The sequence below is a fragment of the Gluconacetobacter diazotrophicus PA1 5 genome (genome assembly GCF_000067045.1).
GTDB lineage: Bacteria > Pseudomonadota > Alphaproteobacteria > Acetobacterales > Acetobacteraceae > Gluconacetobacter > Gluconacetobacter diazotrophicus.
Genome location: NC_010125.1, coordinates 2,506,169 through 2,520,954, shown reverse-complemented (window position 1 = coordinate 2,520,954; position 14,786 = coordinate 2,506,169). Strand labels below are relative to the sequence as shown.

At 66.6% G+C, this 14,786-nt stretch carries 14 protein-coding genes, 1 pseudogene and 1 riboswitch; of the genes and pseudogenes, 8 read left to right on the top strand and 7 right to left on the bottom strand.

What is annotated here, in order from left to right; all coding sequences use genetic code 11:
* Positions 1-54 precede the first annotated feature (54 nt).
* Positions 55-1,176, top strand: coding sequence for a low temperature requirement protein A (locus tag GDI_RS11605; protein WP_012226428.1), 1,122 nt, complete (start codon positions 55-57; stop codon positions 1,174-1,176).
* Between the two features lie 7 nt (positions 1,177-1,183).
* Positions 1,184-1,810, top strand: a complete 627-nt coding sequence (locus GDI_RS11600) for a trimeric intracellular cation channel family protein (protein WP_012226426.1) — start codon at positions 1,184-1,186, stop codon at positions 1,808-1,810.
* A 28-nt stretch (positions 1,811-1,838) separates the two neighbouring features.
* Here the strand turns inward: GDI_RS11600 and GDI_RS11595 are convergent, their stop codons facing one another.
* Positions 1,839-3,263 carry an aminotransferase-like domain-containing protein gene (locus tag GDI_RS11595; protein ID WP_012226425.1) on the bottom strand — a complete coding sequence of 475 codons (1,425 nt, stop codon included), beginning with the start codon at positions 3,261-3,263 and terminating at the stop codon, positions 1,839-1,841.
* 147 nt (positions 3,264-3,410) lie between these two features.
* Here GDI_RS11595 and GDI_RS11590 point away from each other — a divergent pair, with 147 nt between their 5' ends.
* Together GDI_RS11590 and GDI_RS11585 are read left to right on the top strand one after the other, a co-directional pair.
* A complete protein-coding gene (locus GDI_RS11590) occupies positions 3,411-3,842 on the top strand; it encodes a UrcA family protein (protein WP_012553288.1) in 432 nt (143 codons plus the stop codon).
* Positions 3,843-3,889: 47 nt separating this feature from the next.
* Positions 3,890-4,741 carry a PhzF family phenazine biosynthesis protein gene (locus GDI_RS11585; RefSeq protein WP_041249794.1) on the top strand — a complete coding sequence of 284 codons (852 nt, stop codon included), beginning with the start codon at positions 3,890-3,892 and terminating at the stop codon, positions 4,739-4,741.
* A gap of 10 nt (positions 4,742-4,751) precedes the next feature.
* On the opposite strand, the gene GDI_RS11580 is transcribed toward GDI_RS11585, so the two are convergent.
* The 4 genes and pseudogenes from GDI_RS11580 to GDI_RS11565 form a co-directional block, all read right to left on the bottom strand.
* Positions 4,752-5,375: a LysE family translocator gene (locus GDI_RS11580; protein ID WP_012226422.1), complete on the bottom strand. Its 624-nt coding sequence runs from the start codon at positions 5,373-5,375 to the stop codon at positions 4,752-4,754.
* Positions 5,372-6,412, bottom strand: a complete 1,041-nt coding sequence (locus GDI_RS11575) for a threonine aldolase family protein (protein WP_012226421.1) — start codon at positions 6,410-6,412, stop codon at positions 5,372-5,374. Before GDI_RS11575 ends, GDI_RS11580 begins: the two co-directional genes overlap by 4 nt.
* Before the next feature lie 57 nt (positions 6,413-6,469).
* A riboswitch (SAM-I-IV-variant riboswitch) is annotated at positions 6,470-6,576 on the bottom strand.
* A gap of 58 nt (positions 6,577-6,634) precedes the next feature.
* Positions 6,635-7,048 (bottom strand): hypothetical protein, encoded by a 414-nt coding sequence (locus GDI_RS20620; protein ID WP_408735216.1) that lies wholly within the window; start codon positions 7,046-7,048, stop codon positions 6,635-6,637.
* Positions 7,020-8,007 (bottom strand): annotated as a pseudogene (locus tag GDI_RS11565) (IS481-like element ISGdi9 family transposase); the annotation flags it as partial. The gene GDI_RS20620 and the pseudogene GDI_RS11565, both read right to left, overlap by 29 nt.
* 215 nt (positions 8,008-8,222) lie before the next feature.
* On the opposite strand from GDI_RS11565, the gene istA reads away from it, so the two are divergent.
* Both istA and istB read left to right on the top strand, forming a co-directional pair.
* A complete protein-coding gene (istA, locus tag GDI_RS11560; protein ID WP_012226833.1) occupies positions 8,223-9,746 on the top strand; it encodes an IS21-like element ISGdi17 family transposase in 1,524 nt (507 codons plus the stop codon).
* Complete coding sequence (gene istB / locus GDI_RS11555) at positions 9,736-10,515, top strand: IS21-like element ISGdi17 family helper ATPase IstB (RefSeq protein ID WP_012224987.1); 780 nt, start codon at positions 9,736-9,738, stop codon at positions 10,513-10,515. The genes istA and istB overlap by 11 nt, the downstream gene beginning before the upstream one ends.
* Positions 10,516-10,651: 136 nt before the next feature.
* Here the strand turns inward: istB and GDI_RS11550 are convergent, their stop codons facing one another.
* Positions 10,652-11,905: a D-amino acid dehydrogenase gene (locus GDI_RS11550; RefSeq protein WP_012226416.1), complete on the bottom strand. Its 1,254-nt coding sequence runs from the start codon at positions 11,903-11,905 to the stop codon at positions 10,652-10,654.
* Between the two features lie 19 nt (positions 11,906-11,924).
* Positions 11,925-13,076, bottom strand: coding sequence for an alanine racemase (gene alr, locus GDI_RS11545; protein WP_012226415.1), 1,152 nt, complete (start codon positions 13,074-13,076; stop codon positions 11,925-11,927).
* A gap of 187 nt (positions 13,077-13,263) precedes the next feature.
* On the opposite strand from alr, the gene GDI_RS11540 reads away from it, so the two are divergent.
* Together GDI_RS11540 and GDI_RS11535 are read left to right on the top strand one after the other, a co-directional pair.
* Positions 13,264-13,707: an Lrp/AsnC family transcriptional regulator gene (locus GDI_RS11540; protein ID WP_041249417.1), complete on the top strand. Its 444-nt coding sequence runs from the start codon at positions 13,264-13,266 to the stop codon at positions 13,705-13,707.
* 45 nt (positions 13,708-13,752) lie between these two features.
* Entirely contained in the window at positions 13,753-14,712 is a 960-nt protein-coding gene (locus GDI_RS11535; RefSeq protein ID WP_157871035.1) for a CHAD domain-containing protein, read from the top strand.
* The last annotated feature ends 74 nt before the right edge of the window (positions 14,713-14,786 follow it).

Genomic DNA, 14,786 nt, shown 5'->3' with positions numbered 1-14,786 from the left:
CGGCCGGGGGGGCCGCCCCGCCTGCTGCGCCGGCGGGACGGGCACGAGGCCCGGGTGACGTTCGAGGAACTGTTCTTCGACCTGGTCTACGCCTTCGCCGTCACGCAATTGTCGCACCTGCTTCTGCATCATCAGACCACCCAGGGGGCGATCCAGGCGCTGATCCTGTGGTTCGCGGTCTGGCTGGGCTGGCAATATACCTGCTGGATCACCAACTGGTTCGACCCCGAACGCCCCGCGGTGCGCGGGCTGCTGTTCGGCATCACCCTGCTGGCGCTGCTGCTGGCGGCGGCGCTGCCCGAGGCCTTCGGCGAACGCGGCATGCTGTTCGGCGTGACCTATGCCGTCATGCAGGTGGGGCGCACGGTCTTCGCCCTGTGCGCCGTGGGTGCCGATCATCCCCTGGCCGCCAATTTCCGGCGCATGATGGTCTGGGTCGGTGCCGCAGCCCTGTTCTGGATCGCCGGCGGACTGGCCGGCGAGGGGCCGCGTCCCTGGCTGTGGGCCTGCGGCGTGGCATGCGAATATATATCGCCCATGTTCGGCTTTCCCGTGCCCGGACTGGGCCGGTCGCGGACGAGCGAATGGACCGTCGAGGGCGCGCACATGGCCGAGCGCTGCCAGGCGTTCGTCCTGGTGGCGCTGGGCGAAACCGTGATCATGACCGGCGATACCCTGGCCGAAAACGGGGTGTGGAGCGCGCCGGTCATCCTGGCCTTCCTGACTGCGTTCGTGACCTCGCTGGCAACGTGGTGGCTCTATTTCGGCACCAGCGGCAAGGATGGCAGCGCCGCGATCCGCCATTCCGGCGATCCGGGGCGGATGGCGGCCTATTTCCATTATATCCACGTGATCCTGATCGCCGGCATCATCGTCATGGCGGTGGGCAGCGACCTGGTCCTGGCACACCCGCATGGCCCGGCCCGCCCGGTGCCCGCCGCGATCATGGCGGCGGGGCCGGTGATCTTCCTGCTGGGCAGCCTTTTGTACAAGCGCGTGGTCTATGGCTGCATCGCGCCGTCGCACCTGACGGCCATCGCGGCCCTGGTCGCCGGTTATCCGCTGGTGATTCACATGGACGTCCTGGACGCGGGCATGACCATGACCGCGATCATGCTGCTGGCGGGATTCTGGGAAAGCCGGATCCTGCGCCATTTCCCCGCCGCCGGGGCCTGACGGCAACATGCGCGCGACGCTGGGCCGGATCATCCTGTTCGCCGACCTGGCCGGCACGGTGGTATTCGCGGCCGAGGGCGCGATGGTGGCGGCCGCGCGCGGGCTGGACCTGTTCGGGGTCATGGTCCTGGCATTCGTGGTCGCGCTGGGCGGCGGGATGATCCGCGACGTGCTGATCGGCACGGTGCCCCCCAGCGCCATCCAGGACTGGCGCTATCCCGTCCTGGCTTTCCTGACCGGGCTGGCCGTGTTCGCCGGGCGATGGGCGGTGCCCACGGTGCCGGGGTGGTACCCGCTTTCGGTCCTGGATGCCGCCGGCCTGTCGCTGTTCGCCGTCGCGGGGGCGGAAAAGGCGCTGTCCCGCGGCATCGGGCCGCTGGCCGCCGCCATGATGGGCATGCTGACCGGCGTGGGCGGCGGGGTGATGCGCGACGTCCTGCTGGCGCGGGTGCCGCTGGTGCTGGTGTCCGACATCTACGCCACCGCCGCGCTGGCCGGGGCCGCATTGGTCGTCGTGGGGCGGCGGCTGGCGCTGCCTACCGCGCCGGTCGCCGTTGCGGGCGGGCTGCTCTGTTTCGGACTGCGGCTGCTGGCATTGCGATATGGCTGGCGGCTGCCGGCCGCCGCGCCCTGACAGCCCGTGTCCCTGGCGGACGCCGTCGTCAGACGATGCCTTCGGTTTGGCTGACCTCGCTGTCATGGAGCGCCGTGCGCAGGACATGCAGCGCCTGTTCCAGCGTCGCGCGGTCTGCCGGGGCGCCCAGGCAGACCCGCACGCCCGGATCGGCATCGCGCGACACGCTGGATGCCTCCTGCGGCGTCAGTTCCACGCCGGCGCGCAGGGCCCGTCCGATGACCCGCTGGGTCTGCACCGGCGACAAGGGCAGCCAGATATGGGGCGAGCGCACGGCGCCCGGCTGTTCCATCGCATCGCCCAGGATTCGCCGTGCCAGGTCCAGCCGAGTGGCGGCCTCGGCCTGGACCGCGTCGGCGACGGCGTCGGCGGTGCCGTCCGCCACCCAGCGGGTAAAGACCAGTCCGCCCAGCGCCGGGGGGCAATAGCCCAGGGCGCGGATGCCGCGCAGGATCCGCTCGCGCGGCATGGCGGGCGGCAGCGCGACGAAAGCCAGGCGGAGTCCCGGACAGATCCCCTTGGAAATACTGGCCAGATAGAGCGTGCGTTCGGGCGCGAGGGACGCGATCGGCGGAGGACGGTCGCCCGGGTCGGCGTAGGCGGAATAGGCGTCGTCCTCGACGATCGTCAGGTCGTGCCGCCGGGCGATCCGCACGATCTCCTCGCGCCGCGCGGCGCCCATCGTGCGGGCGGTGGGGTTGTGCAGCGTCGGCACCGTGAACAGCACCCGGGCGCGGGTTTCTGCAACGATGCGGTCCAGCGCCGCCGGCACCAGCCCTTCATGGTCCATCGTGACCCCGCGCAGGGACAGGCCCAGATGCTCCGCAGCGATCTTGGCGCCATAGAAGGTCGAGGATTCGCACAGCACCGTATCGCCCGGACGACAGAGCGCCGACAGGGTCAGCGCGATCGCATGCTGCCCGCCATTGCACTGGATCAGGTCGCCCGGATCGCGCTCCAGCCCGTAGCGCCGCGCCAGCCACGCCGACCCGGCCTCGCGCACCGGGCGCAGGCCGCTGCCCTGGATATACTGCACGGCGGGCTCCAGGTGCCCGGCCGCCGCCAGTTGCGTGACGGCGCGTTCCAGCGCCTGTGACAATGCGACCGCGGGCGGGGTGTTGCAGCGCAGGTCGATCATCGTCCCCCGCGGTGCGGGAGTCGGCGCGATGTCGAAGGTGGGCAGGATCGCCACGTCGGGCGTCGGCGCGCGGATGAACGACCCCCGGCCGACATGGGCCTGCAGCAGGCCGCGCCGCTCGGCCTCGGCATAGGCCTTGGTCACGGTGCCGATGCTGATTCCCAGCGCATGGGCCAGGTCGCGATGCGGGGGCAGCCGCGTGCCGTTATCCAGCGTCCCGGCCGCGATATCGCGTTCCATGGCGTCGGCCAGCCGATGATAGAGCGGGCCGGGCGCAGGTGGGATATCGGGGCGCCACATGCTGTCTCGGTCCATTTGTGCGGCTCCGGCTTGATTGAACTATGACAATATAGCCGTTGACCAACGAATGTCATAGATGAAAACTCAAGAAATGAAGAGAGCGACGAAGTTGTACTAATACAATTGAAGCGGAGGCCTCTTCATCATCCAGGAGGATAGTCGATGATGTCCATCACAGGAAAAAACAGGCAGGGCGCCGGCTCTCCGGCCCGGACCGCCGGAAACGGAGCGGCGGATCGCTTCTGGCCGTATGTCGAGGCGGCGGGGATCGGTCTGATCATCGTTCTGGGACTGCTGGTTCTGCTGGTCCTTCACGGACCGGCACACGGGCAGGACGATGACGGCGCCCCGGTGGCGATCCGGGTGGCATACAGCGCGGCCGATATCCGGGACGTGGCACATGCGCGCCTGCTGCTGGCACGGCTGGACCGGACCGCGCTGGCGGCCTGCGGTGCCGACTCCACCAGCCTGGACGGGCTGCGCGCCGCCGCCGAGCAGTCCGATTGCCGGCGGCAGGGCGTGCTGCGCGCGGTGGCGCGCATCCACGCACCGGCGCTGGACCAGGCTCTGCGACAGGACGGCCTGCCGTCCTGACAGCCGGGCGTAAACGGATGGATGGTATGGGAATCGGGAACAGCAACATGACAGAATTCGCATTTCGCCAGGTCGATGTCTTCGCGGCACGGCCGCTGAAGGGCAATCCGCTGGCGGTCGTCATCGGGGCTGACGGGCTGAGCGACGGGCAGATGGCCGCCTTCGCGAACTGGATGAATCTCAGCGAGACGACGTTCCTGCTGAAGCCCACCCGGCCGGACGCGGATTATCGCGTGCGGATCTTCACGCCGCACCAGGAACTGCCCTTCGCCGGACATCCCACCCTGGGGTCCTGCCATGTCTGGCTGTCCATGGGCGGCGTGCCGCAGGGCAGGGACGTGGTGCAGGACTGCGCCGCCGGGCTGGTGCGCATTCGCCGCGATGGCGACAGGCTGGCCTTCGCGGCCCCCACGTTGCGCCGTGCCGGACCGGTCGGGGCGGAGGTGCTGGCGGCGGTGACGCGCGGGCTGAACCTGCCGCCCGATGCGGTCGTGGCGTCGAACTGGGTGGATAACGGCCCCGGCTGGGTGGCCGTCATGCTGCGCGGCCGGGCGGACGTGCTGGCGGTCCGGCCGGATTTCCGCGCGCTGGGGGACCTGCAGGTCGGCATCGTGGCCCCGTGGGACAAGGCGGTGGACGGTGACGGCGCGCAGTTCGAGGTCCGGGGGATCTGCGGCGGCGTGGACGGGTTCGAGGACCCCGTGACCGGCAGCCTGAATGCCGGCCTCGCGATCTGGATGATCGGCAGCGGGCTGGCGCCGCCGGCCTATGTCGCCAGCCAGGGGGCGGCGCTGGGCCGTATGGGGCGTGTTACGGTGACCCGGATCGGGTCCGATATCTGGATCGGCGGCGAAACGGTGACTCGTATCGAAGGGCGGGTGACGATCCCGGATCTATGACGGGCCCGTTCTATTTCGGATCGTGCAGCAGCAGCGCGAAGCCGAACAGGATGAACAGCGCGCCACTGAACCGCTGCACGCGCCGCCGCCACACGGCGCGGGTCAGCACGACGGCCAGGCGTGCGCCGCTGCTGGCATAGATCAGATACCACAGCGTCTCGACCACGGCCGAGGTCGCGACCAGCAGCCCGTATTGCGGGGCCTGCGGCGCCGTGGGGTTGATGAATTGCGGCAGGAACGATGCCGCGAAGATGATGGCCTTGGGGTTGCTGGCCCCGACCAGGAAGGACGTGCCCAGCGTGGAATGCCACGCCAGGGGAACGGCCGCGTCCGGCCCCGCCGGGGCCGACCCGCGATCCAGCCAGGCCCGCACGCCCATCTGGACCAGATAGAACGCGCCGGCGAATTTCAGGACCCTGAACAGGGTGGGCGACGCCGTCAGCACGGCGCTGAGTCCCAATGCCGATGCGCCCATCAGCGCGACCAGCGCCAGCAGGCATCCGACCATGCCCGGCACGGTCCGCCAGATGCCGTTTCGGACGCTGACGGTCATGATGTGCGTCATGTTCGGCCCGGGAATGGCCGACAGCAGGAACACTGCGTTCAGGTAGAGCAGCCAGGATTGCAGCGTCATGCCGGCGTGCGGGTGATGGCGCGCAGGTCCGCCGCCAGCGCGTCGATGCGCGCACGCTCCGAATCCCAGGCGAACATGAAGCGGGCGCTGTCACCGATGAAGGTATAGAACAGCCAGCCGCGCGCCCGCAGCGCCGCGGTCGTCTCGGGGGGCAGCTTCAGGAATACCGCGTTCGCCTCGACGGGAAACTGCACCTCCACCCCCGGCAGGTCCGCGACCTGATCGGCGAAGTGACGGGCGCAGGCATTGGCATGGGCGGCATTCGCGCGCCATGCGCCGGTTTCGAACATCACGGCCCAGGGCGCGGACAGGAAGCGCATCTTGGATGCCAGTTGGCCGGCCTGCTTGCAGCGATAATCGAACCCTTCGGCCAGGGAGCGGTTGAAGAAGATCACCGCCTCGCCGATCGCCATGCCGTTCTTGGTGCCGCCGAAGCTCAGCACGTCCACCCCGGAACGCCACGTCATATCGGCCGGGGTGCAGCCCAGGCTTTCGACGGCATTGGCGAATCGCGCGCCATCCATATGCAGCTTCAGCCCCAGTTCGCGGCAGGTGGCGGCGACGGCGCGGATTTCCTCCAGGCTGTAGACCTGGCCGGTCTCGGTGGGCTGGGTGATGGTGACGGCGCGCGGACGCGGGAAATGGATGTCGGTGCGTCCCCGCGCGAAGCCGCGGATCGTCTCCGGCGTCAGCTTGCCGTTTTCGGTCCGCCCGACCAGGATCTTGGCGCCGTTGGAAAAGAATTCCGGCGCCCCGCATTCGTCGGTTTCGACATGGGCGATGTCGGCGGCGATGATGCTTTCGTACGACTGGCACAGCGCGGCCAGGGCCAGCGAATTGGCGGCCGTGCCGTTGAAGACGAAGAACAGCTCGCAATCGGTCTCGAAGGTCGCGCGAAACGCATCGGCCGCGCGGACCGTCCAGGGATCGTCACCATAGGCCTGGGCGGACCCGCGATTGGCGTCTTCCATCGCACGCAGGGCTTCGGGACAGATACCGGCGTAATTGTCGCTGGCGAACTGCTGCGTCTGGGGCATTGCGGTAAAGGCCTTTCCTCGTCCGATGTCGCGCATCGCGAGGATCATGGCGTGCGGCTGGGGTCCGTTTTTTGCCGGATCGGCCACATCTTCCCGTCACGGGAACGCCACCTTGCTCGGATGCAGGTTGGTGCCGGGGCGTGACCCGACTCTGGATGCGGGCCGGACGATATCGCAGGGTCCCGCCGCCCGCAAGTCGTGTGCCAGGAGGCTGGCGGAACCTTAAAAGCCGGCTTCCCCCATCAGCAGCGAGACCGTCTTGCGATAGACGCGTGCCAGCAATGACACGGGCCGGCACTGGATGATCGCGACGCCGGGCTGGCGCAGGGCCGCGCCGCCGGCCCCGTGTCCCGGCGTTTCCTGATCCGGCACCAGGATGACGCGATAGATCGCGCTGTCGGGAATCAGGCGCCCCGCCTCGTCCTTGCGGGCCTGGACATGGCCGCCATAGACCGACGCGGCCTCGGGCGAATCCAGTTCCCGGATCGAGGCCGCCGAGATCGACGCCACCCGCGCGTCCGTCGCCGGGACGTCCGATCCCGGCGCCCGGAACCAGGCCCGTGCGCCGACGCGCAACTGGTCGATGTCGGCCTCGTCGACATAGGGTGTTTTGTCCCGGGATTTGGTGGTGCGGATTATGTATGAACCGTGATGGTTCTTTTTCCCACTGCTGACAAATGAATTCAATATGGAGTGAGGCCGCGCAGGGTCTTGAGCCTGCGGGCGAAATTGTAGGCGGTAACGAAGTCGGCGAGGTGTTGACGCAACTGGTCATGTGTTTCGTAGTAGAAGCGCTTGACGGTGGCGTCCTTGATCGTGCGGTTCATCCTCTCGACCTGGCCATTCGTCCAGGGATGTCGCGGCTTTGTCAGTCGATGCTCGATATCGAGATCAGCACAGGCCAGTTCAAAAGAGTGGCACCGGAACAGGACACCATCCGCCCGCATGGCCTTGATGTCTTCGGGTGTCCATCCATTGCCGGCCGGATCGGTAAAATGCGTGCCGTTATCGGTCAGCACGGTATGGATGCGGTAGGGAACCGCAGCGGCCAGAGCACGCAGGAAGTCACCGGCAACGCGACGTGTCGCTTTCTCGTGCAATTGGACAAAAGCGAATTTCGAGGTCCGGTCGATCGCCACCAGAAGATAAAGGCGCCCCATTTCAGTGCGGACTTCAGCAATGTCGATGTGAAAATAGCCGATCGGATAACTCTTGAACTTCGACCGTTTTGGTTTGTCGCCTTCGGTCTCGGGCAGGCGGCTGATCCCATGGCGCTGAAAACAACGGTGCAGGGAAGATCGCGTCAGATGCGGGATCGTCGCCTGAAGCGCATAAAGGCAATCATCAAGAGGCAGCAGGGTATGGCGACGGAAGGCCACAACGATCGCTTCTTCTTCGGTCGACAGGATGGTTGAGGATGCGACCTTCGGACCGGTGCGTCGATCCGACGTATCGGTCCGCCCCTTCCATTTGGCGACCGTCTTCGGGTTGATCCCGTAGCGTTTCGCCAGAACCCTCAGGCTCTCTTGACTATGTTGTATCGCTCGACGGACTGCCGCTGTCGTCGTGGCGCTTCCGTGGTGAACCTGGCCCATAGCGCATCCTTCCACTCATGTGAAAATAATGCACCACCAAATCCCGGGACCAAACACATAGGCCTCGATCACCCCGCGCGTATCGGTCACCAGGGTCCCGATCTGTTGATTTCCAGCGAGAACTGACCCTGTAGGGGCGGAAATTTTCATTGAGAATTGACCCGTGTCTGACACTTCCCCGGAGCAACTGTCCGGGGGTTAAAGGAGTGATCAGCATGGAATTGTTGAGTGTGATCCGGCGGTGGCATTACCGGGATCATGTACCGATCCGCGAGATTGAGCGTCGGACGCGATTGTCGCGCAACACGATCCGCAAGTATCTCCGGGCGGAGACGGTTGAGCCGCAGTTCAAGGTTGCCGAGCGTCCGAGCCGGCTGGACCCGTTTGCGGAGAAACTGGCGACCTGGCTTGCTCTGGAGACGTCAAAGTCGCGCAAGCAGCGCCGCACGGGGCGGCGCCTGCATGTGGATCTTGTAGCGCTGGGTTATGACGGATCGTATGGACGGGTTGCGGCCTTTATCCGGAACTGGAAGGCGGAACAGCAAAGGGCGCGGCAGACGACGGGACGCGGCGTGTTCGTTCCGTTGCGCTTTCAACCCGGAGAGGCCTTCCAGTTCGACTGGGGAGAGGACTGGGCGGTGATCGGGGGGCGGCGCGTCAAGCTGCAGGTCGCCCACACCAAGCTGTCCTACAGCCGGGCCTTCATTCTGCGGGCGTATCCGCTCCAGACTCACGAGATGCTGTTCGACGCGCTGACGGAAGCCTTTCGCGTTTTGGGCGGGGTGCCGCGTCGAGGTATTTTTGACAATATGAAAACCGCCGTGGACCGGGTTGGGCCCGGCAAGGTCCGCCAGGTCAATCTGCGTTTTTCGGCCCTGGTGAGCCATTATCTGTTCGAGGCGGAGTTCTGCAATCCGGCAGCGGGTTGGGAGAAAGGTCAAATCGAGAAGACCGTCCAGGACGCCCGGCGGCAGATCTGGCAGGAGATGCCGCATTTTCCTGATCTGGCCTCCCTGAACGTCTGGCTCGAGGCGCGTTGCCGGGAACGTTGGACTATCTTGAGGCATGTCGAATTGCCCGGCAGCCTCGCCGAGGCCCATGCGGCGGAAGTGCCTCACCTGATGGTTCCAGGGCGCCCGTTCGACGGGTTCGTCGAACATACCAAACGGGTTTCGCCGACTTGCCTCGTGCAGTTCGAAAGCAACCGCTACAGTGTGCCCGCCTCTTTTGCCAATCGGCCGGTCAGCCTGCGCGTCTATCCCGACCGGTTGGTGATCGCGGCCGAGGGGCGGATCCTATGCGAACATCCCCGGATCGTCGAGCGGTCCCACGGCGTGCCCGGTCGCACGATCTATGACTGGCGGCATTACTTGGCGGTGCTCCAGCGCAAACCCGGGGCCTTGCGCAATGGCGCGCCCTTCTCTGAATTGCCCGAGGCGTTCCGGACGCTGCAGACGCACCTCCTCCGGCGCACGGGCGGCGACCGGGAAATGGTCGAGATCCTCGCCCTGGTGCTGCAGCATGATGAGCAGGCCGTGCTTTGCGCGGTTGAACTCGCGCTCGAGGAGGGAGTAGCCACCAAGACACACGTCCTCAATACGTTGCATCGTCTGACGGACGCCAAGAAAACAGGAGCACCCAGGCTCGACGCGCCGCAGGCATTGGTGCTCGAACGCGAGCCTCAGGCCGATACCGGACGGTATGACGCCCTGCGCGGGGAGGCCCGTCATGCGTCATGATCCCGCGGCCGGTGCCCTCGTCGTCATGCTGCGCGGCCTGCGGATGTATGGCATGGCCCAGGCCACGGCCGAACTGACCGAACAGGGTGCGCCGGCATTCGAGGCCGCCATCCCCGTCCTCTCCCAGCTTTTGAAGGCGGAACTCGCCGAGCGAGAGGTGCGCTCCATCGCCTATCAAACCAAGACTGCCAGGTTCCCGGCCTACAAAGATTTGGCAGGGTTCGATTTCTCGGCCGCCGAGGTCAACGAGGCCATGGTCCGTCAACTCCATGCCGGGGATTTCATCGACCGTGCCGACAACGTCGTCCTCATTGGTGGACCAGGAACCGGCAAGACCCATCTGGCCACCGCACTTGCCGTGCAGGCGATCGAACATCACCGCAAGAAGATACGGTTCTGGTCCACGGTCGACCTCGTCAACGCCCTCGAACAGGAAAAAACCGCCAATCGCGCAGGACAGATCGCGGAACGTCTCCTGCGCCTCGATCTCGTGATCCTGGACGAACTTGGCTATTTGCCGTTCAGCGCATCAGGCGGTGCCCTGCTGTTCCATCTCCTCAGCCGTCTCTACGAGCGCACCAGCGTCATCATCACCACCAATCTGAGCTTCAGCGAATGGGGCGAAGTCTTCGGTGATCCCAAAATGACGACAGCCCTGCTCGATCGCCTTACCCACCACTGTCATATCCTCGAAACCGGAAATGACAGCTACCGGTTCCGCGCAAGCTCCGCCGCCCCCAGGAACCGGAAGGAAAAGGCAACCGCTTGACCAGCCCATAAAACATAGCAGAGATAACCAAAGGCCGGGTCAGTTCTCGATGAAAACCCAGGGTCAAATCTCAGCAGAAATTAACAGTTCAGGGGCGCGTGGCCTCGGCGTAACCGCCCCTGAACGATCGGGCTCTTCAGCGATACCGGGCCAGCGCCAGGTCTTCATGCGCGATGTCGGGCGTGCGGCCCGACATGATGTCGGCCAGGACCCGGCCCGACCCGCACGCCATGGTCCAACCCAGCGTGCCGTGCCCGGTATTCAGGTACAGGTTGCCGATCTCCGTCCGGCCGACGATGGGCGTGCCGTCGGGGGTCATCGGGCGCAGGCCGGTCCAGAAGGTGGCGGCCGGCACGTCGCCCGCGCCCGCGAACAGGTCGGTCAGGGAATGCTCCAGCGTGGCCCGGCGGGGCGCGCGCAGGCTGGTGCTGAATCCGGCCAGTTCCGCCGTGCCGCCCACGCGGATGCGGTCGCCCAGCCGGGTGATGCCGATCTTGAATGTCTCGTCCATCACCGTGGATACCGGCGCGCGCGCGGCATCCAGGATCGGGGCGGTGATGGAATAGCCCTTGACCGGATAGATCGGCAGGTCCAGCCCCAGCGCCCGCACCATGGCCGGCGAGAAACTGCCCAGCGACAGCACATAGGCATCGGCTTCCAGCATGCCCCGGCTGGTGTCCACGCCGGTGATGCGCCCGCCCTCGCGCCGCAGGGCGCGGATGGTCGTGTCGTACAGGAAGGTCACGCCCCGCTCCGCCGCCATCGCGGCCAGGCGCTGGGTGAACTGGAAGGCGTCGCCGGTTTCATCCCCGGGCAGGCGCAGGCCGCCCACGATCTTCTCCCGCGCCCCGCTCAAGCCGGGTTCGGCATGGATACAGCCGGCGGTGTCCAGCACCTCGTACGGGACCTGGTACTGGTCGAGGACCCGCAGATCGTCGCCGATATGGTCCAGTTGCTTCTGCGTGCGAAAGACCTGCAGCGTTCCCTGCTGGCGGTCGTCGTAGGTGATGCCCGTCGCGGCGCGCAGATCGGCCAGGACGTCGCGGCTGTATTCAGCCAGGCGGACCATCCTTCCCTTGTTGCGGTCATAGGCGGCGGTCGTGCAGTTTTGCAGCATCTGCGCCAGCCAGCGCCATTGGCCGATGTCCGGCATCGGCCAGAAGACGAAGGGCCGGTTCTTCATCATCAGCCAGCGCACGGCTTTCAGCGGCACCCCGGGGCCGGCCCAGGGCGAGGAATAGCCGGGCGAAACCTGCCCGGCATTGGCAAAGCTGGTTTCCAGCCCGGCACCCGGCTGGCGGTCGATGACCGTGACCGAATGGCCAACCTGCGCCAGGTACCAGGCGGAACTCACGCCCACGACGCCGCTGCCGAGAATGATGATCTTCATGGTCCTGTGTGCCGATCTGTCAGGAGGAAAAAGCGTCGGAGCCGCCCGCGACATAGGCGCGGTGATAGCGATGCCCCAGCGATGTCAGGATTTCGTAGCCGATGGTGCCGGCCGCCCGGGCCACGTCGTCGACGCCACGGCGCGGCCCCAGCAGGTCTACCATGGTGCCGGGCCGGGTCAGCGTTTCGGGGGCATCGGTGACGTCGACCGTCATCGAATCCATCGAAATCCGGCCCAGCACCGGCAGTTGCATGTCGCCCAGCCAGGCGCAGCCCCGGGCGGCACCGCTGCGCATGAAACCGTCGGCATAGCCCGTGGCGATCGTCGCGATTCGCCGCATCGCACTGGGGCGGTAGGTCAGGCCGTAACCCACCCCGTCATTCGGGCTGACATGGCGCGTTTGCAGGATTCGTGCCTGCAGGCGTACGACCGGACGCATCGGGTTCGGGGTAGCGGCGTTGGGGGCCACGCCGTACAGCGCCGCACCGGGACGGACCAGATCGAAATGAAAGTCCCGCCCCAGGAAGACACCCGACGAGGCGGCCAGGCTGACCGGCGCGGGGGGCAGCAGGGCGCGCATTCGTACCAGGCGCGCACGCTGACGGGTACTGGCTGGATCGTCCGGGTCGTCCGCGCAGGCCAGGTGGCTGATGACCAGGCGCAGGTCGATCCCGCGCAGGCCGTCCGGGTCCGCCACGATCGCGCGGATCTCGTTCTCGGACAGCCCGAAGCGCGACATCCCGGTATCCAGTTGCAGGATCGACGGCAATGCGCGGCCCGCCTCATGGGCCAACCCGCGCCAGCGCTGGATCTGGTCGACACTGTTCAGGACCGGGATCAGGTCATCATGCAGACAGTCCTTCTCGGCCCCCGGCACGGCGCCATGCAGGACGATGATGCGCGCATCGGCGCTGACATGGCGTCGCAGCGCCATGCCCTCGTCCAGATGCGCGACGAAGAATGTCCGCGCTCCTTCCTCCTGCAGCGCCGGAGCGACCCGGGCCGCCCCCAGCCCATAGGCGTCGGCCTTGACCACCGCAGCGCATTCCGCGCCGGCGGCCAGGTTCCGTACCGTGCGGTAATTGGCCCGGATGGCATCAAGATCGATGGTCAGGGTCGCGCCGGCCCGGGCATGGGGCCATGCGGTATCGGCAATGGGGGGAACAGGCATGAATAGTGCGGGCTCCGCCAGGGAGAGGGAGGGATGGCGTCTGGCCCGACTCTAGGTCAGGATGGCCGGCATTTCCTGCCGAAGGATCGCATGATATGTCGCGGGCGGCCGGACCGCGCATCATCATGCGGCGGAATGGCGAAACATGCCGATTTGGTTGCCGAACCATGATGAACACAGACCCGGAATGATCATGGACAAGACGACCGAGGCGATTCTGCGTTATCTCGGCCAGGACGGACGCATGACCAACGCGGAACTGGCCCAGCGGGTCGGCCTGTCGCCGTCCGCCTGCCTGCGCCGGGTGCGACAACTGGAACAGGACGGTGTGATCCGGGGGTATCGTGCGATCATCGACGACAGGGCGCGCGAGGGCGCCACGACGGTGATCGTCCGCATCAGGCTGGAACGCCAGACCGAGGAATGCCTGCGCCGGTTCGAGGCCCGGGTACGGACCTGCCCGGACGTGCGCGAATGCTACCTGATGACCGGCGACGCCGATTACCTGCTGCACGTCGCGGCCCGCGACGCCGCGGATTACGAGCGTATCCATAACGAGGAACTCTCGCGCCTGCCTGGCGTCGCACAGATCCAGAGCAATTTCACCATCCGGCCGGTGATCCGGAAATAGGGGCTGCCGCCCGAGGGTAGGCGCCGGCGAAGCGGAATGGAGTGCATGATCGTGTCTGACCGGGCGACCGCCACCGTTCCCGACAGCCGCCGCGCCGCGCCGATCGTGCTGGGCCAGGGGGATACGGTGCGGGTGGCGGTGCGGCGGATCGTTGCCACCATCCACGATCACCTGGCTGCCAACCTGCCGGTCGCGATCGACGGGCGCAACGCCGAAGGCGTGCATCAGGTCCGGGTCGCGCTGCGGCGGTTCCGCGCCCTGGCGGGCCTGCTGCGACGCGACACGCCCAATGTGGTACTGGAAGGGGCATCGGCCCATGCGCGGTCGCTGGCCGGGGCGGTGGGCGACGCGCGGAACTGGGACGTGTTCCTGCTGACCACGGTACCTGGATTGGCGGCGCTGACGCAGGTCGATGTCGACGTGGCAGGGGTGGTGACGCCGCTGGCGCAACCTCTGCGCCATGCCGCGTACGGCCAGGTGCAATCAGTCCTGGGCGGCGAGGAAGCCCGGCAATTCCTGCGTCTGCTGGGCCAGATGGGGGACGGAGATGTCTGGCTGGCATCGCTGTCGGCAGCCGGGCAGGAGACGCTGGAAGAGCCCGCCATTGATTTCGCCGTCCGGCACCTGACGCGACTGCACCGCAAGGCACTGCGCAAGGGCCGGGATTTCGCGCTGCTGACGCCCAAAGAGCGGCACGAGGTCAGGCTGGTCCTGAAGAAACTGCGCTATACGGCTGAATTCTTCAACGCGCTGCATATGCCAGGAGGGAAAGCCAAGCCCTATATTCGGCGCCTGGCTGCATTGCAGGACGTGCTGGGAATGGACAGCGACGTGCTGACGACGCGCAGCCTGCTGGCCCGGCTGGGCGAGCATGGCGGGGACGCACTTCAACATACCGTGGGGGCGGTGACGGGTTTCCTCTGCTGCCGCCAGCTTGGCGTACATGGGACGGCCCATAAGAAATGGCGCAAATTCTGCCGCCGTCCCGTGTTCTGGCAGCCCTGACCGCGAACCCAATCCGCCACCGTCATCGAACTGTCATCAGGACTTCACGCATTCGTCGTTGTCACAGGACGGAC

What these genes read in the sequence shown, in the direction of transcription:
- GDI_RS11535 (WP_157871035.1), top strand. Translation starts at nt 13,753, where the DNA reads ATGATCGTGTCTGACCGGGCGACCGCCACCGTTCCCGACAGCCGCCGC.
- GDI_RS11595 (WP_012226425.1), bottom strand. Translation starts at nt 3,263, where the DNA reads ATGGACCGAGACAGCATGTGGCGCCCCGATATCCCACCTGCGCCCGGC.
- alr (WP_012226415.1), bottom strand. Translation starts at nt 13,076, where the DNA reads ATGCCTGTTCCCCCCATTGCCGATACCGCATGGCCCCATGCCCGGGCC.
- GDI_RS11575 (WP_012226421.1), bottom strand. Translation starts at nt 6,412, where the DNA reads ATGCCCCAGACGCAGCAGTTCGCCAGCGACAATTACGCCGGTATCTGT.
- GDI_RS11550 (WP_012226416.1), bottom strand. Translation starts at nt 11,905, where the DNA reads ATGAAGATCATCATTCTCGGCAGCGGCGTCGTGGGCGTGAGTTCCGCC.
- istB (WP_012224987.1), top strand. Translation starts at nt 9,736, where the DNA reads ATGCGTCATGATCCCGCGGCCGGTGCCCTCGTCGTCATGCTGCGCGGC.
- istA (WP_012226833.1), top strand. Translation starts at nt 8,223, where the DNA reads ATGGAATTGTTGAGTGTGATCCGGCGGTGGCATTACCGGGATCATGTA.
- GDI_RS11585 (WP_041249794.1), top strand. Translation starts at nt 3,890, where the DNA reads ATGACAGAATTCGCATTTCGCCAGGTCGATGTCTTCGCGGCACGGCCG.
- GDI_RS11540 (WP_041249417.1), top strand. Translation starts at nt 13,264, where the DNA reads ATGATCATGGACAAGACGACCGAGGCGATTCTGCGTTATCTCGGCCAG.
- GDI_RS11580 (WP_012226422.1), bottom strand. Translation starts at nt 5,375, where the DNA reads ATGACGCTGCAATCCTGGCTGCTCTACCTGAACGCAGTGTTCCTGCTG.
- GDI_RS11590 (WP_012553288.1), top strand. Translation starts at nt 3,411, where the DNA reads ATGATGTCCATCACAGGAAAAAACAGGCAGGGCGCCGGCTCTCCGGCC.
- GDI_RS11600 (WP_012226426.1), top strand. Translation starts at nt 1,184, where the DNA reads ATGCGCGCGACGCTGGGCCGGATCATCCTGTTCGCCGACCTGGCCGGC.